The 20,324-nt window shown below is 48.7% G+C and carries 28 protein-coding genes and 2 pseudogenes; 29 read left to right on the top strand and 1 reads right to left on the bottom strand.

Annotated elements, in window-relative coordinates; genetic code table 11:
• The first annotated feature begins 29 nt into the window (after positions 1-29).
• From DLM_RS13375 to DLM_RS13330, 11 genes and pseudogenes are all read left to right on the top strand, one after another.
• Positions 30-1,262 (top strand): RHS repeat domain-containing protein, encoded by a 1,233-nt coding sequence (locus DLM_RS13375; protein WP_089086423.1) that lies wholly within the window; start codon positions 30-32, stop codon positions 1,260-1,262.
• A gap of 1 nt (position 1,263) precedes the next feature.
• Positions 1,264-1,509, top strand: a complete 246-nt coding sequence (locus tag DLM_RS13370) for a hypothetical protein (RefSeq protein WP_089086422.1) — start codon at positions 1,264-1,266, stop codon at positions 1,507-1,509.
• An 80-nt stretch (positions 1,510-1,589) separates the two neighbouring features.
• Positions 1,590-1,646 (top strand): annotated as a pseudogene (locus DLM_RS24045) (RHS domain-containing protein); the annotation flags it as partial.
• A gap of 18 nt (positions 1,647-1,664) precedes the next feature.
• Positions 1,665-2,270: an RHS repeat-associated core domain-containing protein gene (locus tag DLM_RS23510; protein WP_145985858.1), complete on the top strand. Its 606-nt coding sequence runs from the start codon at positions 1,665-1,667 to the stop codon at positions 2,268-2,270.
• Entirely contained in the window at positions 2,267-2,704 is a 438-nt protein-coding gene (locus tag DLM_RS13360) for an SMI1/KNR4 family protein (RefSeq protein WP_089086420.1), read from the top strand. Before DLM_RS23510 ends, DLM_RS13360 begins: the two co-directional genes overlap by 4 nt.
• 348 nt (positions 2,705-3,052) lie before the next feature.
• A complete protein-coding gene (locus DLM_RS23880; protein WP_089086419.1) occupies positions 3,053-3,679 on the top strand; it encodes an RHS repeat-associated core domain-containing protein in 627 nt (208 codons plus the stop codon).
• Positions 3,680-3,694: 15 nt separating this feature from the next.
• A complete protein-coding gene (locus DLM_RS13350; RefSeq protein WP_089086418.1) occupies positions 3,695-4,222 on the top strand; it encodes a hypothetical protein in 528 nt (175 codons plus the stop codon).
• Between the two features lie 422 nt (positions 4,223-4,644).
• Positions 4,645-4,947: a DUF2750 domain-containing protein gene (locus tag DLM_RS13345; RefSeq protein ID WP_197715407.1), complete on the top strand. Its 303-nt coding sequence runs from the start codon at positions 4,645-4,647 to the stop codon at positions 4,945-4,947.
• A 219-nt stretch (positions 4,948-5,166) separates the two neighbouring features.
• Complete coding sequence (locus DLM_RS13340; RefSeq protein ID WP_119313248.1) at positions 5,167-5,706, top strand: hypothetical protein; 540 nt, start codon at positions 5,167-5,169, stop codon at positions 5,704-5,706.
• Between the two features lie 342 nt (positions 5,707-6,048).
• The gene (locus DLM_RS13335; protein ID WP_089085104.1) at positions 6,049-7,029 is read left to right on the top strand and encodes an RHS repeat domain-containing protein; all 981 of its coding nucleotides are present in this window, start codon (positions 6,049-6,051) and stop codon (positions 7,027-7,029) included.
• Between the two features lie 23 nt (positions 7,030-7,052).
• Positions 7,053-7,406 carry a hypothetical protein gene (locus tag DLM_RS13330; RefSeq protein WP_089085103.1) on the top strand — a complete coding sequence of 118 codons (354 nt, stop codon included), beginning with the start codon at positions 7,053-7,055 and terminating at the stop codon, positions 7,404-7,406.
• On the opposite strand, the pseudogene DLM_RS24040 reads toward DLM_RS13330, so the two are convergent.
• Positions 7,403-7,514: pseudogene (locus tag DLM_RS24040) on the bottom strand (IS481 family transposase); the annotation flags it as partial. The gene DLM_RS13330 and the pseudogene DLM_RS24040 overlap by 4 nt on opposite strands.
• A gap of 189 nt (positions 7,515-7,703) precedes the next feature.
• Here DLM_RS24040 and DLM_RS13325 point away from each other — a divergent pair.
• The 18 genes from DLM_RS13325 to DLM_RS13260 all read left to right on the top strand — a co-directional run bounded on the left by DLM_RS13325 (position 7,704) and on the right by DLM_RS13260 (position 20,319).
• A complete protein-coding gene (locus DLM_RS13325) occupies positions 7,704-8,906 on the top strand; it encodes an RHS repeat-associated core domain-containing protein (protein ID WP_420000718.1) in 1,203 nt (400 codons plus the stop codon).
• Positions 8,907-8,931: 25 nt separating this feature from the next.
• A complete protein-coding gene (locus tag DLM_RS13320; protein WP_119313246.1) occupies positions 8,932-9,318 on the top strand; it encodes a hypothetical protein in 387 nt (128 codons plus the stop codon).
• 112 nt (positions 9,319-9,430) lie between these two features.
• A protein-coding gene (locus DLM_RS13315; protein WP_119313197.1) for an IS3 family transposase occupies positions 9,431-10,581 on the top strand; the annotation gives its coding sequence in 2 pieces (ribosomal slippage) (positions 9,431-9,668 and positions 9,668-10,581; 1,152 coding nt in all).
• Between the two features lie 107 nt (positions 10,582-10,688).
• A complete protein-coding gene (locus tag DLM_RS13310; RefSeq protein ID WP_089085936.1) occupies positions 10,689-11,186 on the top strand; it encodes an Imm21 family immunity protein in 498 nt (165 codons plus the stop codon).
• Positions 11,187-11,317: 131 nt separating this feature from the next.
• Positions 11,318-11,590, top strand: a complete 273-nt coding sequence (locus tag DLM_RS23105; RefSeq protein WP_145985857.1) for a hypothetical protein — start codon at positions 11,318-11,320, stop codon at positions 11,588-11,590.
• A 56-nt stretch (positions 11,591-11,646) separates the two neighbouring features.
• Positions 11,647-11,853, top strand: coding sequence for an RHS repeat domain-containing protein (locus DLM_RS13305; protein WP_089085935.1), 207 nt, complete (start codon positions 11,647-11,649; stop codon positions 11,851-11,853).
• 317 nt (positions 11,854-12,170) lie between these two features.
• Entirely contained in the window at positions 12,171-13,070 is a 900-nt protein-coding gene (locus DLM_RS13300) for an RHS repeat domain-containing protein (RefSeq protein WP_167467108.1), read from the top strand.
• Between the two features lie 14 nt (positions 13,071-13,084).
• Positions 13,085-13,597, top strand: a complete 513-nt coding sequence (locus DLM_RS23100; protein ID WP_145985856.1) for a hypothetical protein — start codon at positions 13,085-13,087, stop codon at positions 13,595-13,597.
• A 78-nt stretch (positions 13,598-13,675) separates the two neighbouring features.
• Positions 13,676-14,047 (top strand): DUF2750 domain-containing protein, encoded by a 372-nt coding sequence (locus DLM_RS13295; protein ID WP_089085933.1) that lies wholly within the window; start codon positions 13,676-13,678, stop codon positions 14,045-14,047.
• A 220-nt stretch (positions 14,048-14,267) separates the two neighbouring features.
• Positions 14,268-14,807: a hypothetical protein gene (locus DLM_RS13290; protein ID WP_119313244.1), complete on the top strand. Its 540-nt coding sequence runs from the start codon at positions 14,268-14,270 to the stop codon at positions 14,805-14,807.
• Positions 14,808-15,149: 342 nt separating this feature from the next.
• On the top strand, positions 15,150-16,109 hold the full coding sequence (locus DLM_RS13285; protein ID WP_089086372.1) for an RHS repeat-associated core domain-containing protein: 960 nt from the start codon (positions 15,150-15,152) through the stop codon (positions 16,107-16,109).
• Entirely contained in the window at positions 16,106-16,477 is a 372-nt protein-coding gene (locus DLM_RS23095; protein WP_145985855.1) for a hypothetical protein, read from the top strand. The genes DLM_RS13285 and DLM_RS23095 overlap by 4 nt, the downstream gene beginning before the upstream one ends.
• 143 nt (positions 16,478-16,620) lie before the next feature.
• Positions 16,621-17,741, top strand: a protein-coding gene (locus DLM_RS13280; protein ID WP_420000697.1) for an IS3 family transposase whose coding sequence is annotated in 2 segments (ribosomal slippage) — positions 16,621-16,879 and positions 16,879-17,741 — 1,122 coding nt in all. Because the reading frame shifts where the segments join, the coding sequence is not laid out codon by codon here.
• A 263-nt stretch (positions 17,742-18,004) separates the two neighbouring features.
• Positions 18,005-18,142, top strand: a complete 138-nt coding sequence (locus tag DLM_RS23380) for a hypothetical protein (RefSeq protein WP_167467107.1) — start codon at positions 18,005-18,007, stop codon at positions 18,140-18,142.
• 160 nt (positions 18,143-18,302) lie between these two features.
• The gene (locus tag DLM_RS13275; RefSeq protein WP_089084265.1) at positions 18,303-18,584 is read left to right on the top strand and encodes an RHS repeat domain-containing protein; all 282 of its coding nucleotides are present in this window, start codon (positions 18,303-18,305) and stop codon (positions 18,582-18,584) included.
• Between the two features lie 3 nt (positions 18,585-18,587).
• On the top strand, positions 18,588-19,211 hold the full coding sequence (locus DLM_RS13270) for an RHS domain-containing protein (protein WP_089084266.1): 624 nt from the start codon (positions 18,588-18,590) through the stop codon (positions 19,209-19,211).
• Positions 19,175-19,735: an RHS repeat-associated core domain-containing protein gene (locus DLM_RS13265; RefSeq protein WP_089084267.1), complete on the top strand. Its 561-nt coding sequence runs from the start codon at positions 19,175-19,177 to the stop codon at positions 19,733-19,735. Before DLM_RS13270 ends, DLM_RS13265 begins: the two co-directional genes overlap by 37 nt.
• Positions 19,732-20,319: a suppressor of fused domain protein gene (locus DLM_RS13260; protein WP_089084268.1), complete on the top strand. Its 588-nt coding sequence runs from the start codon at positions 19,732-19,734 to the stop codon at positions 20,317-20,319. Before DLM_RS13265 ends, DLM_RS13260 begins: the two co-directional genes overlap by 4 nt.
• Positions 20,320-20,324 lie beyond the last annotated feature (5 nt).

The raw sequence follows: 20,324 nt of genomic DNA, 5'->3' as shown, positions 1-20,324 counted from the left end.
ATTGGCAATACGATGAGCGTGGCCGTTCGGTGCTCATCATCGATGCCATGGGCAGTGCTACCCGCTATCAATACGGCGACGTAGGTGGCCTACGCGCTATCGTGTCGCCGGATGGCCAGGTCACCCAGCTGGAGTACGATGCCGAATCCCGACTGCTCAAGATCACCGACCCGCTGGGCCGCAGCACACATTACGACTACGACAAGGCCGGGCGTCTGCAAAGCCGCACCGATGCCAACGGCCACGCGCTGGCCTACCGCTACGACAAACTGGGCCGGCTGATTTCCCTGCGCAACGAAAATCACTGTCACTACCTGTTTGAATACGATGAAGGCGGACGGGTGATTGCGGAAACCGGCTTCGATGGTGCCGTCACCAGTTACCGTTATGACCCGCTGGCCCAGGTGCATACCGACGCCATCCAGGGCGTGAAAGTGCCGGCGTGGAACCAGTACAACCCCTACGATCCGGAACGCGACCCGCTGCTGCAGGCAGGCCCGGAGCCAGCCGCCCCGCACGCGGTGTACTACTACCACGCCGACCACCTCGGCACCCCGCAAGCCCTTACCGACGCGCAAGGCCAGTTGGCACTGGAGATGGATTACCAGGCCTGGGGCGAAGCACGGGAAGTGATTGCCGAGGCGGCAGCCTCTGCCGGCATCCGCAACCCCTTCCGCTTCCAGGGGCAGTATCATGACGACGAATCAGGGCTGCACTACAACCGCTATCGCTACTATGATCCGGAGATAGGGCGATTTATCTCGCGAGATCCGATTGGGTTGTTTGGTGGGTTAAATAATTTTATCTATGCTGCCAATCCTATTGAGTGGATCGATGCACTTGGATTAATCAACCTGCGAGCAACTGATCCTGCTCGTGGTTCACTATCACCTATCCAAACTAGATGCTGGTACCTACGAGAAGAGGAAAGAATTGATCAGAAACTATGCCAATGTAAATCGCAGAAAGAGAGAGCTCGTTTAGCTCACAAACTCAGAAATGAGGCGCGTATAAGAGCACGATTGCTTAGTAATGATTCAAAATGGGGAATTGGCCTTTATGTCGGAGGTGAAGCCTCGGGCACTGGAAGAGCTGAGCCGATGTTGAAATGGAAAGATGCAATCGCCAGAGCAAAGGCGAAGGGTGCGAATTCGCCTGATGAGATTTACAAAGTTATTGAGGAGTCATCAAAGAAGTCTAGGGCAAGTGTAAATAAATCACTTGAGGGTGTTGATTGCAATAAAGAATTGAAAGGATTTTAAAGTGAAATTTATAAATTTAGAGACGGTTGAAATTAAAAATGCAATAAAAAAAATAAATAACAAATTAATTATAGAAGTATTGGAAGAGGGGGTGATGCCAGAAGCGGATGTCCTGCTCTGCAAATATCTTGGGCGGAGAATTAATATAAAAGTCGACTTGGATTATGGTGCTGAGATATGTGGCATAGATGTCTTTTCTGATGAGGAAATAAATGAATTAGAAAAAATTATTATAGAAAATAAATAGTTGTCACTACGTTTGTTTTATTCATTCCAGAGCGCGACCCGCTGCTGCAGGCAGGCCCGGAGCCATCCGCCCCGCACGCGGTGTACTACTACCACGCCGACCACCTCGGCACCCCGCAAGCTCTTACCGACGCGCAAGGCCAGTTGGCACTGGAGATGGATTACCAGGCCTGGGGCGAAGCACGGGAAGTGATTGCCGAGGCAGCGGCCTCCGCCGGCATCCGCAACCCACTCCGCTTCCAGGGGCAGTATCATGACGACGAGTCAGGGCTGCACTACAACCGCTATCGCTACTATGATCCGGAGATAGGGCGGTTTATTTCGCGGGACCCGATTGGGTTGCTGGGTGATATTAATATCCATAGCTATGCGCCGAATCCGGTTGAGTGGGTTGATCCTTTGGGACTGTCTCCTAAGCCGAAGAACTCTCCAGATGTTGATAAGTGGGTGGCAAAGGGGGGGGCGGTTTGCGAGTGTTCTTGTGGAAATTGGCAGTATACTGATTGGGATGGGAATTCAGTTACATACAAAGATGGTTATCCTGATTTTTCTCCTTATCAACGTCAGCAAGTGAAAATTGATATGAAAGGTAATCATTCATCAGACTTTACTCTGGCAGATAAAAATGCTCCTCTAGGTCCTAAGTTGGCTCAGAATACTTGGCATCACCATCAGGATATGGAAACGATGCAAGAGGTTCCCAAGAAAATACATTCACGATTTACCCATTGTGGTGGTGTGTCGCTCAAGAAAAGGACATGATTGTGCCGATTAATTCTTTTGGAAAAGCCTCAGTAGATCAAATCGCATTGTTTGAAAGCACAATTGGTGTGCTCCTGCCTAATGATTATAGAGACTTTCTCTTGAAAAATAATGGAGGGGTATTGGTAGATTGTATGATTAGGCCTGCGGGTCTGAATGAAGATGTCTTGCTTGATGTAATGTTTGGATTGCAGTTAGATGAAAATTTAGATTTACAGTTTTGGCTTGAAGAGTACAGTGGGGAAATGCCAAGTGAATCTTTACTTATTGGTAGTGATCCGGGTTCGAATTTTATATTGATGATAATTTCTGGAGAGAGTAAGGGGGTTTATTACTGGGATCATACTCATTTTTTTTCAGATTCTTCTATGGAAGATGGAAATACGTATTTTATTTGTGATGATTTTAATGAGTTTTTAAATTTAATTAATTAATGTGTTCTTTCATAGATGCAGGGGTGAAGATACTATCTCGTGGCCATATTGACTAAGAGTCGGTAACCGTTCTCTAGCATTTTTCTAAAATTCCTTCATCTAGCCACCGCTTGTAGCTAATTGCTCTGGTTGACCCACCAAATACACCTGACCTGTTAGGTCAGGTGCACACCGACGTCATTCAGGGCGTGAAAGTGCCGGGATGGGGCCAGCACCACCTCTACGACCCGGACAAGGACCCGCTGCGCCAAGCCGGTCCGGAGTCGCAAGCGCCGAAGGCGGTGTACTACTACCACGCCGACCACCCCGCAAGCCCTTACCGACGCGCAAGGCCAGTTGACACTGGAGATGGATTACCAGGCCTGGGGCGAAGCACGGGAAGTGATTGCCGAGGCCGCAGCCTCCGCCGGCATCCGCAACCCCTTCCGCTTCCAGGGGCAGTATCATGGCGACGAGTCAGGGCTGCACTACAGCCGCTATCGCTACTATGATCCGGAGATAGGGCGGTTTATTTCGCGAGATCTGATTGGGTTGATGGGTGGGATTAATATCCATAGCTATGCGCCGAATCCGATTGAGTGGATTGATCCGCTTGGTTTGGAACGCTTTCCCACGTGGATGCCAACTAAACAAGGTTATCAGCGTCAGCATATCATTCCATATTCACTAAAAGGGCATCCAGTATTCGAAAAAGCAGGGTTGGATGTGAATTCTGCGGGAAATATGATGTATATGCCGGTGTGTGAAGGTATAGACTCCAAGAAGAAAGGATATCACCGAGGCTGGACCGAAGAACATGCGGCTTATAATAGGATGGTGCAGGCTAAATTAGATGAGATGAATATTAAATCTCGTCAAGAATGGTGGGATAAAGCGAGGACGCAAAAGGAAATTTCTAACTTGCAATTGAAGCTTAGGGCAGACTTGAATTCTGGGAAGCTGACTTCTGCATCTCCAGTGAGGTCGAAAAAGTAAATGAGGTGTGGTGTGATGAAAATATATACTATGAGTACGGCGGAGTCGAATGATAACTGCTATTTTGATGTAAAAGACACGAATGGGTCTGTTTTGGACCATTTTATGCTAGGTGTGCCTGTTGCTAGATTTGAAAAAGGATATCCTTTTATTATGAAGGCTCAATCTTTTTTTAATAAATATAATTTTAATACTTATGATTTTTTTGAGCCGACTATGGCTTTTCCTGTTTTTTCAACTCGTGCGGCTGGCGCGTTGCGGGAGAAAGTGTCATCTCAGATGACATTTTTTCCCGCAAAAGTCGATGTTAATGGCAGTCTTTATGAAGTTTTTGCTGGGGTAGTATTGAATAGAAAAAGTGTGTTTGAAAGGGTGGGCGATTATGAAGTACGTGTTAGGGATGGGGTGGTGATTGGTGATGATGATTTTATTGTTAGAGATTTAGATAATCCACAATTTTTCTTTGCTACGGAGTCTATGCGACTCTTATGTGATAGTTTACGGTTAAATATTTTATTTAAAAATTTTTCGATGATGAAGTAATCACGAAGATGCGGTAAGTGTATGTGGTTGAGCAATTTTTAAAATTGGTTTTTTACTTGATTGTTGCTATTTATATTTATAGGTGATTGCTGACTTTGAAGTGAGGCGAGGATATAGGTAGTCCATTCTTTGTGATGGTGGTGACTCTCAATGGCTTTAGGGATATTGATGTCAGGTAAATTGTTCGCGCAGGTTACGAATTTGTAGCAAGACCAACTAATGGCTTAATCGAGCCGACTGCTGTAATTGATGCTTATATGAGAGTTTTTATGTGACTTTAAATTTGTTAAATATGCTGGGTGGGAATATTTATAGAGCATGGTGTAGGATTATGTTGCTGATGGTGATTGATTTTGAGAAGAATTGAGAATATTTTTAAGCTGGACTCTAGGCTGAGGTTCGATTATTTCATTAGAAAAGTAGTGGATTTTGAAGTTGTGTGGGGCTTGTATGGCACTGGGTGGGCCGCTTCAATTGTCAATGGTGAAGAGGTAATTCCATTTTGGCCAGAGGAGGAATTTGCTCGTATTTGTGCTGATGGAGAATGGAAGGGCTTTTCTGCAAAAGCCATTTTATTGGATAATTTTCTCCTGAAGTGGCTGCCAGGAATGAAACGAGATGGGCGTCGATCTGCTGTTTTTCCAAACGTCGATGGAAAAGCAGTAGTTGTTGATGTTGATGAGCTTTATGATTTAATTGTTTGTGAGAAAAAGCAATATGAGTAGATTTCATTTTGGCAGCGGTTTGGTGGGAGTGAGATGATTTTTATGGTTTGCGACCATGTCTGATTGATTGTTAGTTGGAAGGTTTTTATTGCTCAGGAAACGCTTGATGATATTTTTCTGATGGAGTTTCAGTGTGTATTAATTTTGGTAATTTAGGTAATGAACTGAGATGTTCATTGCAGCTTAAGTAATAATCCAGGCGACTTGGTTGAGGATTGTATGGAAAAATATTACATCATGGCTATGAAAGAGGAACAAGGATGTCCATCTGGTTTTTATTACGCATACCTGGTGCCTGATTTTAAGGGTGGAGGCTATAAAGAACACTATGGTAAGTTGCCATGGTATGCAGGTCCTAAGAGATTTGGAGGTGGTCTTCCAAGTTTTCCTAGTGAATTGGATTTGATTGTGGATGATGAGAGTTATTCGTATGATGTAAGGAGTGGGTCTGCTTATTTTTATGTGCTGAGTGAAAAATTTCGTTCTGTTATTACCTTGTTTAAGACTGGTATTTGTAATATTGTGCCTGTTCGGTATTTGAATCGTTATGGTGAGGTTATTGGGGTTGAGCGCTACTATGTTGCTGCTACTGAGCGAATTGGCATGAAGGATGTTGTTGATTTCAAGACTAGCAAGTTAGGTGGTGAGTTTGGTGATATGTTTGAGGTGTTAAGGTTTAAAGAGAATATGGATTATGATTTGCTGGATATTTTTGATGCGGAAAAAGTCAGTTCACCCTTATTGTCTCTGATCGCATGAGGAAAGCCATGGTTGATAATGATATAAAAGGAGTTGATTTTCTTGATCTTGATTCTGTGGTGCTGAATTCAGAAGAAGATATTTCTAAAGGGGTTGTAAGATACATTCCTGTTTAGATAATCAACAGGTACGGTAGCACTGCGAGGTTTTGCCCCGGAATTAAGTAGTGCACGATTATAGCGAACAATATCTTTACTCGGTTGCTATCGTATAAGACACTATTCAGATATCAAATTCAGGGCTAAGAAAGTGGTTCTTGCCCGTCAATACCTCGTTGCTGCTTTGAAAGAAGTGGTAACTGCTCCTTAGTGCCCTCCTCAAGCGTTTTCTTGTCGTCGCTTTTTGCTGAACTATCCAAGCAGCGACAGCACCGAATACCGCTATGACCCGCTGGGCCGCCGTATCGCCAAGCTCAGTCAGGGCAAGACAACACTGTACGGCTGGGATGGCGACGTGCTGGCGTTTGAAACCCAAGACGACGCCGCAGTGCATTACCTGTTTGAACCCGGCAGCTTCATCCCGCTGGCCCAGGTGCATACCGACGCCATCCAAGGCGTGAAAGTGCCGGCATGGAACCAGTACAACCCCTACGACCCGGAACGCGACCCGCTGCTGCAGGCCGGGCCGGAGCCATCCGCCCCGCGCGCGGTGTACTACTACCACGCCGACCACCTCGGCACCCCGCAAGCCCTTACCGACGCGCAAGGCCAGTTGGCACTGGAGATGGATTACCAGGCCTGGGGCGAAGCACGGGAAGTGATTGCCGAGGTAGCAGCCTCCGCCGGCATCCGCAACCCACTCCGCTTCCAGGGGCAGTATCATGACGACGAGTCAGGGCTGCACTACAACCGCTATCGCTACTATGATCCGGAGATAGGGCGGTTTATTTCGCGGGACCCGATTGGGTTGCTGGGTGATATTAATATCCATAGCTATGCGCCGAATCCGGTTGGCTGGATTGATCCATTGGGGCTGGCACGATGCCCCTGTAATCCATGCTCGAAATATGATGTCGGTCCGTATGATGAGCTCAAGAGGCGTTCTGCGTCAGGTGACAATCTTGATATTCACCACGCGATGCAAAAACACCCGGCCTCTCAAGTTGTTGTTGGCTACGATCCCAAAACTGCTCCATCTATAGCAGTTCCCGCTGGCGAACATGAGCAAATTCCAACGCGTAAGGGTGTATATACGGGAACGGCAAGAGACCTCTTGGCTAGCGATATCAGAGACCTTAGGAAACATACAGGTGCTTCTAATGAGTGTTTGCAACGATTGATCTCACTCAATAAAGAAATGTATCCAGCCGCATTTAAAAAATAGTATTTTCAAAAAGGACTACAGCTATGAATGCAGAAAAATTTATTTCCGCAATCCGGACGCATGTACAGGAAAAGGCCAAAAATGATCTTGTAGGAACTTTTACGTCTCCTTCTGGTAGGTGTCCCCGAGAGCTATTGATAAAGGTTTCAGAGTGGCGCGCGGGCTTGCCGAGTGATCAGCAACGTCTGTTAGATGATGTGATTGCAGAGTCAGTTCGCGTTGCATTATTTGGTCTATTTGCTGTTATCGACGGATCAAGAGTGGTTGATGAAGATGTTGATCGCTTCATTATTACTGCGGTGGGTTACGATGGTGCTAGGACGGAGCTTAATCAAGATATGGCCATCGATCTCCATAGTGAGTTTGCACCAGATTAATTGTCCAGTCCCGGACGATTGTTCACGCGCTTTTTGAATAAGTCAGGTCGCCACTTCTGCCAATCTTTCATGGCCTGAATCGGTGTCCGATGCTAGCGCCAATTGCAGCAAACCCTGACCTACGACAAAGCCGGCCGCCTCAGCAGCCAGCGCCTGAGTGGTGTCACCCAGTGGAGCCGCCAATACCAGTACGATGCCGCCGGACAGCTCACCGGCATTACCGACAATCGCAGCGGCCAGATCAACTACCGTTACGACCCGGTAGGCCGCCTGCTGGAGGCCGCCACCCCCAAAGGTGTGGAAAGCTTCCGCTTCGACCCGGCCGGCAACCTGCTGGACAACACCCCGACAGCCGACGGCCATCAGGACAACAGCTTGCTGGGCAATCTGCTGAGCCACTACGCCGGCCGTCACTACCGCTACGACAGCCGTGGCAACCTCGTTGAAAAGCGCGTCAACGGCAGCCTCACCCAGCTGGAGTGGGACGGCTACAACCGCCTGAGCCGGCTGACAGCACCGGGTGGCAACAGCACCGAATACCGCTATGATCCGCTGGGCCGCCGCATCGCCAAGCTCAGTCAGGGCAAGACAACCCTGTACGGCTGGGATGGCGACGTGCTGGCGTTTGAAACCCAAGACGACGCCGCAGTGCATTACCTGTTCGAACCCGGCAGCTTCATCCCGCTGGCCCAGGTACATACCGACGCCATCCAAGGCGTGAAAGTGCCGGCATGGAACCAGTACAACCCCTACGACCCGGAACGCGACCCGCTGCTGCAGGCCGGCCCGGAGCCATCCGCCCCGCGCGCGGTGTACTACTACCACGCCGACCACCTCGGCACCCCGCAAGCTCTTACCGACGCGCAAGGCCAGTTGGCACTGGAGATGGATTACCAGGCCTGGGGCGAAGCACGGGAAGTGATTGCCGAGGCAGCGGCCTCCGCCGGCATCCGCAACCCCTTCCGCTTCCAGGGGCAGTATCATGACGACGAATCAGGGCTGCATTACAACCGCCACCGCTACTATGATCCGGAGATAGGGCGGTTTATCTCGCGGGACCCGATTGGGTTGCTGGGTGGGATTAATATCCATAGCTATGCGCCGAATCCGGTTGCGTGGATAGATCCTTTTGGGCTTGCGAAGTATCCTGCTGTGACCTTTCCAGAAGACAAGACAATAAAAGATGTTCGAATTCAAATGCAAGGGTCTAGAGGTGGGGATTTTAAAGCCGCAAATGAGGTCGCTGGAGTAACAGGTTGCAAAGGAAAGGCAACTAGAGATGCACACAAAAAAGAATATGGAGATGTAACGTGGCATCATGCTGATTATGATAAAGAAACTAATACTGCCAGAATGCAGTTGGTGAAAACTTCAGACCATGTTGCGAGTCTTCCTCATAGTGGTTCGGTTTCTCAGTTTGAAGAGGCTCATGGGGTGGTTTATGAAACATTAGAGGCAAAAGAGCTTGCTCTGCGTATGAATGCAAAGAAATGCATTTAAATTGAATTGATGGAGGATTTAAATTATGCAGGAAATAAGTTTTGATGATGAGAAAAGTGCAATTGTCAGAATAGATGCTCAGGGGGAGTTGGTTCGTTTAGAGCTGTCAGATTCACTAGATGCTTTTGATGAGAAGCTATCTGATCAGTATGTTTCTACAATTTCAACATTTATTAAGCAGTCAGATGTTTGGTATCGAGATTGTGTTGATGTTTTGAAGGGTGATCAAACTGCAGGTAATTCATTTAGGTTGATGGTGATTTATGTTTTATTTGAGCAGAGTAATAGTGATTCTGTATTTGGGTTGTTGTTTAGGGTTAATGGTGATGTAGAGCATGGGCGTGGTTTTAAGGTGAGTGGAAATGATTTTTCTATCATGGAATATGGTCTTGGGGATGTTTCATTTTGTTAGATATTGAAATATTTTAGAAAATTTTTATCAGCTCGGAAATGCTATTGATTGAATCGCCCCTCCTTTTCTAGACACTTCGCGAGCCTCACACTAGGCCCCACAAGGAGGTGTCATGAGCAAGCCGCGTTTCCCCGAAGCGTTCAAGATTGAAGCAGTCAAACAGGTAACCGAGCGTGGTTACCCAGTGGCCGAAGTCGCCAGCCGTCTCGGCGTATCTGCCCACAGCCTGTATCAATGGCTGAAACGCTTCGACCCCAAGCGCGCCCAACCGGCCGAACCCGCAGACCAGCAAGCCGAAATACGACGTCTCAAGGCAGAGCTCAAACGGGTCACCGAGGAGCGCGACATCCTAAAAAAGGCCGCCGCATACTTTGCCAAGGAGTCCGGGTAAGGTATGCCTTCATCCGGGCCCATGCGCAGCAGTTCCCTATTCGACGGCTGTGTCGTGTTATGTCGGTGCATCCCAGTGGCTACTACGCCTGGAAAGCGTCACCGTACTCACCGCGAGCTCGAGAAGACCAGCGCTTGCTGGGGTATATCAAGCAGGCATGGCTCGAAAGTGGCGGTGTCTATGGCTATCGCAAGGTGCATGACGACATGCAGGCTCAGGGTGAGCGCTGCGGCAAACATCGTGTGGCACGGCTGATGAAGCAGGAAGGCTTACGTTCGCAGACGGGTTACCACCGGCGTCCTGGGCATTACCGTGGCCGCCCGGCAGTGGTGGCACCTAACCACCTGCAACGCCAGTTCACCGTGAATGAACCGAATAAAGCTTGGGTGACCGACATCACTTATATCCGCACGCATGAGGGGTGGTTGTACCTGGCGGTGGTGCTGGACCTGTTCTCGCGGCAGGTGATTGGCTGGTCGATGCAGTCACGTATCGATAGAGAGCTGGTGCTGAATGCCCTGTTGATGGCGGTATGGCGACGTCAGCCCAAGCAGGAGGTACTGGTGCATTCCGACCAAGGAAGTCAGTTCAGTAGCTACGATTGGCAGGACTTCTTGAAAGCTCATCGCTTGGTGCCCAGCATGAGTCGGCGTGGGAACTGCCACGACAATGCCGTGGCAGAGAGTTTCTTCCAGTTGCTGAAGCGGGAGCGCATCAAGCGCAAAACCTATCACGACAGGGAGGAGGCCCGGCGGGATATCTTCGATTACATCGAAATGTTCTACAACCCGAAACGCCGGCATGGTTCCGCAAACGGGCTATCGCCGGTAGAGTTTGAGAAGCAATATTTCCAACGGCTCAAGAGTGTCTAGAGAAGCCGGGGCGATTCAGGGAATGCCCAGCGGCTGTATCCTCACTGTAAGCGTTGCAGTCTCAAACAGGCGGGCCAAGTCACCCAGGCAAAGAGGAGGAAAGGCTAATGAGCAAGTATGTTTTTTCAAACTGGCTCAATAGTTCAGGCGGACCATTGGTGGTAATGGAGGAGGCAAAGGCATCGCTATGGAATAGCATGGGTGGAAGCCCGTCTGATTTCGATTGGGCATGCCAATCTGTTGACTACGCCAGCAAGCTGACATTGCACGGATCAGATGTGCTTGTCTTGGGCGACGAGCCATTGCAAACAGCGATCGCTACGTCTGACAGCAGGCAACTGATCGTTCGCTGGAAGTGGGCCGATAATGAGGTGGATGTGCGTGCTGCAATCGAGCACATCGATTTCAACACGATAAACATTATCGAAAAATTGACAATCAACTGGGTCAATCAGCCACTTGTTGTGTTTGATGCCGTTGAGACATTTGATCCCGCCCAATGCCTGAGATTCACAATGCATTCTGGCTCCAACGAAGTGTCAACGTTCATCCACCAGCCGACTTCGAGGACATCTCTACTGGTGCATGCGATTGCCACCGTGTAGAGGGTGTTTGCAAGGGCGGGTGATTATGAGATACGTGTTAGGGATGGGGTGGTGATTGGTGATGGTCTTGCTTGCGATAAAGTTCTATATGGAATTTAAATGCAAAGTAAATTTAGAAAATTGGCAAGCTATTGTGTGCATTTCCAAATATATGTGTTCAACCGGCGAGGTTAAAGGAAGTCGTCGCAGGTGTTGATTTTATAATTTCTATTGAGGATCTGGAGTCGCCAGATAAATTAGTGTTTATTGCTCAGACTGAAGCTGGACCTATTATTATTGTTATGGATGATGATGGTGTCGAGATTCGAGTTCACTCTGAAAAAACACTACTGCTGGGTGAGGAAATTGTAAGAATGCTTGAAGAACGGGGAGCGGGGGCTGGTTTGAAATTATCAGCTGTTTAACCAGCATGACATCTTAAATTTGGAATGAAACAAATTCCCTCTCCGAAAGCCGGAGCATGCAGGGTAATAGCTTGCAGCAGACCCTGGTCTACGACAAAGCCGGCCGCCTCAGCAGCCAGCGCCTGAGTGGCGCCACCCGGTGGAGCCGCCAGTACCAGTACGATGCCGCCGGCCAGCTTACCGGCATTGCCGATAATCGCAGCGGCCAGATCAACTACCGTTACGACCCGGTAGGCCGCCTGCTGGAGGCCGCCACCCCCTAGGGCGTGGAAAGCTTCCGCTTCGACCCGGCCGGCAACCTGCTGGACAACACCCCGACAACGGGCATCAGGACAACAGCCTGCTGGGCAATCTGCTGAGCCACTACTCCGGCCGTCACTACCGCTACGACAGCCGTGGCAACCTCATCGAAAAGCGCGTCAACGGCAGCCTCACCCAGCTGGAGTGGGACGGCTACAACCGCCTGAGCCGGCTGACAGCACCGGGTGGCGACAGCACCGAATACCGCTATGACCCGCTGGGCCGTCGTATCGCCAAGCTCAGTCAGGGCAAGACAACCCTGTACGGCTGGGATGGCGACGTGCTGGCGTTTGAAACCCAAGACGACGCCGCAGTGCATTACCTGTTCGAACCCGGCAGCTTCATCCCGCTGGCCCAGGTGCATACCGACGCCATCCAGGGCGTGAAAGTGCCGGCATGGAGCCAGCACAACCCCTACGACCCAGACCGCGACCCACTGCTGCAGGCAGGCCCGGAGCCATCCGCCCCGCGCGCGGTGTACTACTACCACGCCGACCACCTCGGCACCCCGCAAGCCCTTACCGACGCGCAATGCCAGTTGGCACTGGAGATGGATTACCAGGCCTGGGGCGAAGCACGGGAAGTGATTGCCGAGGTGGCGGCCTCCGCCGGCATCCGCAACCCCTTCCGCTTCCAGGGGCAGTATCATGACGACGAATCAGGGCTGCACTACAACCGCCACCGCTACTATGATCCGGAGATAGGGCGGTTTATTTCGCGGGATCCGATTGGGTTGATGGGGGGGCTGAATGTTCACAATTATGTTGATAGCCCTGCGACAAAAATAGATCCTTTAGGGCTGATGCCATGGAAGTGGAACCCAAATGGGATGGGGCATCATCTTGTATGGAGAAAAAAAGCAGCATCTTGTGGCTTGGGGCATTTAGCAACAGAGCGTGATACGCCAACATATTTCCCAAATCCATATACGGCGGGAGATCATGAAGTCCTTCATCGTGCTCAAGGACCATACGTTGGTGGTAGGCAGGGGGCTTGGACTGGCTCACAAGATGAACTATTGGAAGCTTCTGCTAAAGGCTTGGATGGTATGACAATGAGGGGAGACTTAAAAATTCCTTCAACAGGTGAGGTGCTTGCTCATAATGTTACCCCATCGGAGGCATATAAAAAACTGATGGAGTGGCATGCAAAGCAGATTAAGAGGAATTGCTCTAAATAAAGGAATATGATGATATGCATACTTTGAGTATTGATGTTGAGGCAAACGGCATTATTCTTGCAGATGTTGATTTTTTACATCAAGTCTTGGAGTGGTCACCTCAATCTGGCGAGTCTAGAGATTTGCTGCATGATTTTTTTGCATCAGATTTAGGTGATTTGGTTATTAATTCAGGTGCGGTAGTTCCGCTTCTGTCAATAGATGATGGTGGGTATGAAATTATTTGCCGTTACGATGAGGAGTTAAGTACAGTTAGTGATATTTCTTTTGTTAGTAATGGTGAATTTCCGCTTTTTATCAGGGGGTCTGCTGATTTTTATGATTTTTCAGCATTGTTGGAATGGCCTTCTGGTGTTGGTCTTGCTAGTTTCTTTTCTCCAGGGTTTTATGCGGTGACTATCAATGGTTTTAGGGAGATTGATGCTGGGCGAATTGTTCGCGCAGGTTACGAATTTGTAGCAAGACCAACTAATGGATTAATCGAGCCGACCGCTGTAATCGATGCTTATATGAGAGTTTTTATGTAATTTTGAATTTTTAAATGTATGGGGTGGAGGCATTTATAGAGAGTAGTGTAGGGTTGTGTTTGCTGATGGTGATTAGTTTTGAGAAAAATTGAAAATGTTTTGAAGCTTGACTCTAAGTTTAGGTTTAATTATTTCATTAGAAAAGTGGTGGATTTTGAAGTTGTGTGGGGCTTGTATGGCACTGGGTGGGCCGCTTCAATTGTCAATGGTGAAGAGGTGATTCCATTTTGGCCAGAGGAGGAATTCGCTCGTATTTGTGCTGATGGAGAATGGAAGGGATTTTCTGCAAAAGCCATTTCATTGGATGATTTTCTCCTGAAGTGGCTGCCAGGAATGAAACGAGATGGTCGTCGCTCTGCTGTTTTCCCAAGCGTCGATGGGAAAGCAGTAGTTGTTGATGCTGATGAGCTTTATGATTTAATTGTTTGTGAGAAAAAGCAATATGAGTAGATTTCATTTTGGCAGCGGTTTGGTGGGAGTGAGATGATTTTTATGGTTTGCGACCATGTCTGATTGATTGTTAGTTGGAAGGTTTTTATCTGCTCAGGAAACGCTTGATGATATTTTTCTGATGGAGTTTCAGTGTGTATTAATTTTGGTAATTTAGGTAATGAGCTGAGATGTTCATTGCAGCTTAAGTAATAATCCAGGCGACTTGGTTGAGGATTGTATGGAAAAATATTACATCATGGCTATGAAAGAGGCGCAAGGATGTCCATCTGGTTTTTATTACGCATACCTGGTGCCTGATTTTAAGGGTGGAGGCTATAAAGAACACTATGGTAAGTTGCCATGGTATGCAGGTCCTAAGAGATTTGGAGGTGGTCTTCCAAGTTTTCCTAGTGAATTGGATTTGATTGTGGATGATGAGAGTTATTCGTATGATGTAAGGAGTGGGTCTGCTTATTTTTATGTGCTGAGTGAAAAATTTCGTTCTGTTATTACCTTGTTTAAGACTGGTATTTGTAATATTGTGCCTGTTCGGTATTTGAATCGTTATGGTGAGGTTGTTGGGGGTGAGCGCTACTATGTTGCTGCTACTGAGCGAATTGGCATGAAGGATGTTGTTGATTTCAAGACTAGCAAGTTAGGTGGTGAGTTTGGTGATATGTTTGAGGTGTTAAGGTTTAAAGAGAATATGGATTATGATTTGCTGGATATTTTTGATGCGGAAAAAGTCAGTTCACCCTTATTGTCTCTGATCGCATGAGGAAAGCCATGGTTGATAATGATATAAAAGGAGTTGATTTTCTTGATCTTGATTCTGTGGTGCTGAATTCAGAAGAAGATATTTCTAAAGGGGTTGTAAGATACATTCCTGTTTAGATAATCAACAGGTACGGTAGCACTGCGAGGTTTTGCCCCGGAATTAAGTAGTGCACGATTATAGCGAACAATATCTTTACTCGGTTGCTATCGTATAAGACACTATTCAGATATCAAATTCAGGGCTAAGAAAGTGGTTCTTGCCCGTCAATACCTCGTTGCTGCTTTGAAAGAAGTGGTAACTGCTCCTTAGTGCCCTCCTCAAGCGTTTTCTTGTCGTCGCTTTTTGCTGAACTATCCAAGCAGCGACAGCACCGAATACCGCTATGACCCGCTGGGCCGCCGTATCGCCAAGCTCAGTCAGGGCAAGACAACCCTGTACGGCTGGGATGGCGACGTACTGGCGTTTGAAACCCAAGACGACGCCGCAGTGCATTACCTGTTTGAACCCGGCAGCTTCATCCCGCTGGCCCAGGTACATACCGACGCCATCCAAGGCGTGAAAGTGCCGGCATGGAACCAGTACAACCCCTACGACCCAGAACGCGACCCGCTGCTGCAGGCCGGCCCGGAGCCATCCGCCCCGCGCGCGGTGTACTACTACCACGCCGACCACCTCGGCACCCCGCAAGCCCTTACCGACGCGCAAGGCCAGTTGGCACTGGAGATGGATTACCAGGCCTGGGGTGAAGCACGGGAAGTGATTGCCGAGGCAGCAGCCTCCGCCGACATCCGCAACCCCTTCCGCTTCCAGGGGCAGTATCATGACGACGAGTCAGGGCTGCACTACAACCGCTATCGCTACTATGATCCGGAGATAGGGCGATTTATCTCGCGAGATCCGATTGGGTTGATGGGTGGGATTAATATCCATAGCTATGCGCCGAATCCGATTGAGTGGGTGGATCCATTTGGTTTGGAACGGTTTGGATCTGGAAAGGGCAAGCATACTGCAACGGTTGAAGTGATAAACAAAAATGGTAATGTAAAAAGCTGTCAAACATTACAGAGTGGTAGTATGACTCCAGAGGAAAAAGAATTAGGTTTTCCTCGGAGTACTTTGGCAACTCATACTGAAAATCGTGCAATGCGTCAAGTTGATATTGCATCTGGAGATGTTGTCAACATTAGCGGGGAGTACCCACCATGCACATCTTGTAAGGGAGCTATGAATAAGAAAGCTAAAGAAGTTGGCTGTGTGGTTAATTATAGTTGGCCTGAGGGCTCTTGGAGTACGAAAAAATGACTGATAAAATTTTCTCTATAGTAATTAAGAGTGTTGTTTTTTATATTGAAGATGATATTCAGACGGTATCGTTTGCTTCTGATGAAACAAATAACCCAGAGAATTATTTAATTCTTCAAAATACAATACCTGCGGATCCTGATGGGTATTATTATGAAATATCATCGAGAGAGTATAGTGGTTATAATGGATTCTCTAATGTGTTGATCGATGAAGAAGGGATTTCATTCAATTTTGGTAGAAATCTTTTGGAGAAGAGTGGTTTTTTTGGTTTGCGACTACATCTGACTGATTGCAAGTTGGAAGGTTTTGATCAGCTCAGGAAAGCGCTTGATCATATTTTTCCTGATGGAATTTCCTGTATGTGATGAAGCTGATTGCCACTGCTATCTCGATTGCTAGTTATTCATACGGTGCAAGTTGAAATTCCTGATGCAGTTACTGCGACGTCCCCCCGGTATTGAGTAGCACGTGACTTTAGAGTCCAATCAACCATAAACGGAGATTGGATATGAAGAGACGATCCACCGAAGAACAGATCATCGGCTTCCTACGCGAAGCAGACGCGGGAATGCCCGTTGCACAGTTGTGCCGCAAATACGCCTTCTCAGAAGCCAGCTATTACCTTTGGCGCAACAAATTCGGCGGAATGAATGTCTCCGAGGCCAAGCGTCTCAAGGAGCTGGAAACCGAGAATGCGCGCCTGAAGAAACTCCTGGCCGAGACCATGCTCGAGAACGAGATTGCCAAAGAGGCCTTGCGAAAAAAGTGGTGAGCGCACCGTCACGGCGGGAGTTGGTGCGCCATCTGGTGGGCAAAGGGCTCAGCGAGCGTCGATCGCTCCGTCTAGCCGACATGAGCCCCAGTTCATTCCGCTACCAACCCGCCACCGACCATAATGTCGCCTTGAAAGCGCAGATCATCGCGCTCGCGCAACGGCACCGTCGCTACGGTGCTGGCATGATCTATTTGAAGCTGCGGCAGAGCGGCATGGTGGTCAATCACAAGCGGGTGGACCGGCTTTATGCTGAGGCAGGTCTGCAAATTCGCCGGCGTAAGCGCAAGAAAATTCCCGTGGCCGACCGTCATCCACTGGCTCGCCCTTTGGCGGCCAATCAGGTTTGGTCGATGGACTTTGTGTTCGACCGGACGGCGGAGGGGCGTGTCATCAAGAATCTGACGGTGGTCGATGATGCCACGCATGAGGCAGTCGCCATTGTTCCGGAACGTGCGATGGGAGGCCTGCATCTGACCCGCGTCCTTGACCAGTTGGCGAAGACACGTGGCTTGCCCAAAGCCATCAGGACCGATAACGGCAAGGAATTCTGCAGCCGAGTGATGTTGAGCTGGGCCCACGCTCATGGGGTTCAGCTCTTTCTCATCGAGCCGGGCAAGCCCAATCAGAACGCTTACATCGAATCCTTTAATGGGCATTTCCGGGATGAGTGCCTGAACGAACACTGGTTCACCAGCCTGCGCCAGGCCCAGGTTGTCATCGAAGCCTGGCGAAGGGAATACAACAATGAAAGGCCGAAGAAAGCACTGGGTGGTTTGACGCCGGCAGCCTATGCCGAATCATTTGCGGAGAAATCAGGTAAATTAAGCTTGGACTCTAAAGCCCCCTGCTACTGAAAGTGGGGGGACGTCGACTGCGCAAAGTTATCGGCGGGGAAGGGTAAGTGAAAATTAAGCTTTGCCGTGAAATGAAAATAGTTGTGTTGATCATGCCTTCAGTATCCTTTGAGGTGGTTGTGTAGATGCCCCGAGTTAAGCAGAATGTGTGGTGAAGTATTTAGCAAATAATGGATTTAAATTGCGGGTAAAGTAATTCATTGGCACTAATAAATTGTAAAAATCATGGTTGGGTAGGTTGTGAGCGTATAAGTCGGAATTTTATGACTGAAATTGATGCTGGTAATAAGGTAAAAGCATCGCGTGATATTATTGTTTTTGGTGAGATTGAGTTGTCGGTATTTGTCTTTGAGGGAGAGGTTATTGATGGGATTTCTTTTTTTAGACAGGGTTTATGTTGAGAGTGATTTGAATTTTGATGTGCTACCAGATGAATTATTACCTTTTGGTCATAAGTGCTTGATGGATCTGTTGTGATTAACTGGCTGAATGTATAGCTTCAAATTTCATTATTGTTTCGGCTTATCCAGTCGCTCTGCAAAAGTAGAATAAGACTTCTGCATGGATGCTCTGCTGTTCGGTCAGCATGACATCCTGAATCTGGAACGCGACAAGCTGCACCGTGAAACCCAACGCATATTGGGCAATAGCTTGCAGCAGACCCTGACCTACGACAAAGCCGGCCGCCTCAGCAGCCAGCGCCTGAGTGGCGCCACCCGGTGGAGCCGCCAGTACCAGTACGATGCCGCCGGCCAGCTTACCGGCATTGCCGATAATCGCAGCGGCCAGATCAACTACCGTTACGACCCGGTAGGCCGCCTGCTGGAGGCCGCCACCCCCTAGGGCGTGGAAAGCTTCCGCTTCGACCCGGCCGGCAACTTGGTGGACAACACCCCGGCAGCCGACGGGCATCAGGACAACAGCCTGCTGGGCAATCTGCTGAGCCACTACGCCGGCCGTCACTACCGCTACGACAGCCGTGGCAACCTCGTTGAAAAGCGCGTCAACGGCAGCCTCACCCAGCTGGAGTGGGACGGCTACAATCGCCTGAGCCGGCTGACAGCACCGGGTGGCAACAGCACCGAATACCGCTATGACCCGCTGGGCCGCCGTATCGCCAAGCTCAGTCAGGGCAAGACAACCCTGTACGGCTGGGATGGCGACGTACTGGCGTTTGAAACCCAAGACGACGCCGCTGTGCATTACCTGTTTGAACCCGGCAGCTTCATCCCGCTGGCACAGGTACATACCGACGCCATCCAAGGCGTGAAAGTGCCGGCATGGAACCAGTACAACCCCTACGACCCAGAACGCGACCCGCTGCTGCAGGCCGGCCCGGAGCCATCCGCCCCGCGCGCGGTGTACTACTACCACGCCGACCACCTCGGCACCCCGCAAGCCCTTACCGACGCGCAAGGCCAGTTGCACTGGAGATGGATTACCAGGCCTGGGGCGAAGCACGGGAAGTGATTGCCGAGGCAGCAGCCTCCGCCGGGATCCGCAACCCCTTCCGCTTCCAAGGGCAGTATCATGACGACGAATCAGGGCTGCACTACAACCGCTATCGCTACTTTGATCCGGAGATAGGGCGGTTTATTTCGCGGGATCCGATTGGGTTGCTGGGTGATATTAATATCCATAGCTATGCGCCGAATCCAATAGAGTGGATTGATCCATTAGGGTTGGCAAAAGGCACCAATCAACGTGGACAAGTTACAAGCAGAAGTTCCTGGAGAAAATCAACGGTTCAAGATGCGTGGGATAATGCGGCTCCAAGCCCAACGGGAGGTCGGGTCTGCCCTGCCTGCAAAGGTGAGGTAAAGGTGGCTCCTGGTACTGGACGCAGAGATTGGGATATTGATCATCACCCGGAGCCTTGGAGCAAACGAGATTTTCCAGACAATATCTCCCGCAAGGAAGTAATCGATAATTATCAAGATGGAACCATCTTTAAGTGTGCTTCCTGCAATAGAAGTGAAGGGAATAGAAAGTGACTAATTTAATTATTGATCATATTGAAGAAAATTTCGGAGAAATTGAGAAGGGCTGGGATTTTAGGATAAGTAAACTTCCAAATTTTCAAGTGGTTGAGTGTAGTAATGGGTTGTTGGAAAACATCACTACAATTATAAGTGTTGGGCTTGCTCAGCATAAGTTGAAGTCTAGACGATCGGAAAAAATAATTCGCCATGAGATATTGCTCTCCTTTGATAAGGATTGTATCCCATCAAACGCGGTGGCTATTATTAAGCAAATTGCGGAAACGTGTGTCGAAACGAGAGAGGCACTACTTGAAAATGATATTATAAAGAAAGTTGGCATTGTTTTTGATAATCACAAATTTGATAGCCTCTGGGTTAAGCCTCCAGTGTTTTTTAATGAAAACTCGTTTAGTTATTCTGGCTCGGATGTGAGTGGTGATATATGCATATTTGCATGGCTTATTCCGATAACTACTAAAGAGCGATGCTACATTGAAGAGAATGGAAGTGAGGCATTTGAGAATGTTCTTGAAACAGTTTCTGTTGATTTTTTTGATTTAAATAGAAATTGCATTTTTTGCGAGAGTGATGAGTAGTATTT

It is taken from the genome of Aquitalea magnusonii (assembly GCF_002217795.2).
Classification (GTDB): Bacteria; Pseudomonadota; Gammaproteobacteria; order Burkholderiales; family Chromobacteriaceae; genus Aquitalea; species Aquitalea magnusonii_B.
This window is presented reverse-complemented; position numbering and strand designations above follow the sequence as displayed.

What these genes read in the sequence shown, in the direction of transcription:
- DLM_RS23880 (WP_089086419.1), top strand. Translation starts at nt 3,053, where the DNA reads ATGGATTACCAGGCCTGGGGCGAAGCACGGGAAGTGATTGCCGAGGCC.
- DLM_RS13310 (WP_089085936.1), top strand. Translation starts at nt 10,689, where the DNA reads ATGAGCAAGTATGTTTTTTCAAACTGGCTCAATAGTTCAGGCGGACCA.
- DLM_RS13330 (WP_089085103.1), top strand. Translation starts at nt 7,053, where the DNA reads ATGAATGCAGAAAAATTTATTTCCGCAATCCGGACGCATGTACAGGAA.
- DLM_RS13290 (WP_119313244.1), top strand. Translation starts at nt 14,268, where the DNA reads ATGGAAAAATATTACATCATGGCTATGAAAGAGGCGCAAGGATGTCCA.
- DLM_RS13265 (WP_089084267.1), top strand. Translation starts at nt 19,175, where the DNA reads ATGGATTACCAGGCCTGGGGCGAAGCACGGGAAGTGATTGCCGAGGCA.
- DLM_RS23100 (WP_145985856.1), top strand. Translation starts at nt 13,085, where the DNA reads ATGCATACTTTGAGTATTGATGTTGAGGCAAACGGCATTATTCTTGCA.
- DLM_RS13320 (WP_119313246.1), top strand. Translation starts at nt 8,932, where the DNA reads ATGCAGGAAATAAGTTTTGATGATGAGAAAAGTGCAATTGTCAGAATA.
- DLM_RS13275 (WP_089084265.1), top strand. Translation starts at nt 18,303, where the DNA reads ATGGATGCTCTGCTGTTCGGTCAGCATGACATCCTGAATCTGGAACGC.
- DLM_RS13360 (WP_089086420.1), top strand. Translation starts at nt 2,267, where the DNA reads ATGATTGTGCCGATTAATTCTTTTGGAAAAGCCTCAGTAGATCAAATC.
- DLM_RS13350 (WP_089086418.1), top strand. Translation starts at nt 3,695, where the DNA reads ATGAAAATATATACTATGAGTACGGCGGAGTCGAATGATAACTGCTAT.
- DLM_RS13340 (WP_119313248.1), top strand. Translation starts at nt 5,167, where the DNA reads ATGGAAAAATATTACATCATGGCTATGAAAGAGGAACAAGGATGTCCA.
- DLM_RS23095 (WP_145985855.1), top strand. Translation starts at nt 16,106, where the DNA reads ATGACTGATAAAATTTTCTCTATAGTAATTAAGAGTGTTGTTTTTTAT.
- DLM_RS13305 (WP_089085935.1), top strand. Translation starts at nt 11,647, where the DNA reads ATGCAGGGTAATAGCTTGCAGCAGACCCTGGTCTACGACAAAGCCGGC.
- DLM_RS23510 (WP_145985858.1), top strand. Translation starts at nt 1,665, where the DNA reads ATGGATTACCAGGCCTGGGGCGAAGCACGGGAAGTGATTGCCGAGGCA.
- DLM_RS23380 (WP_167467107.1), top strand. Translation starts at nt 18,005, where the DNA reads ATGACTGAAATTGATGCTGGTAATAAGGTAAAAGCATCGCGTGATATT.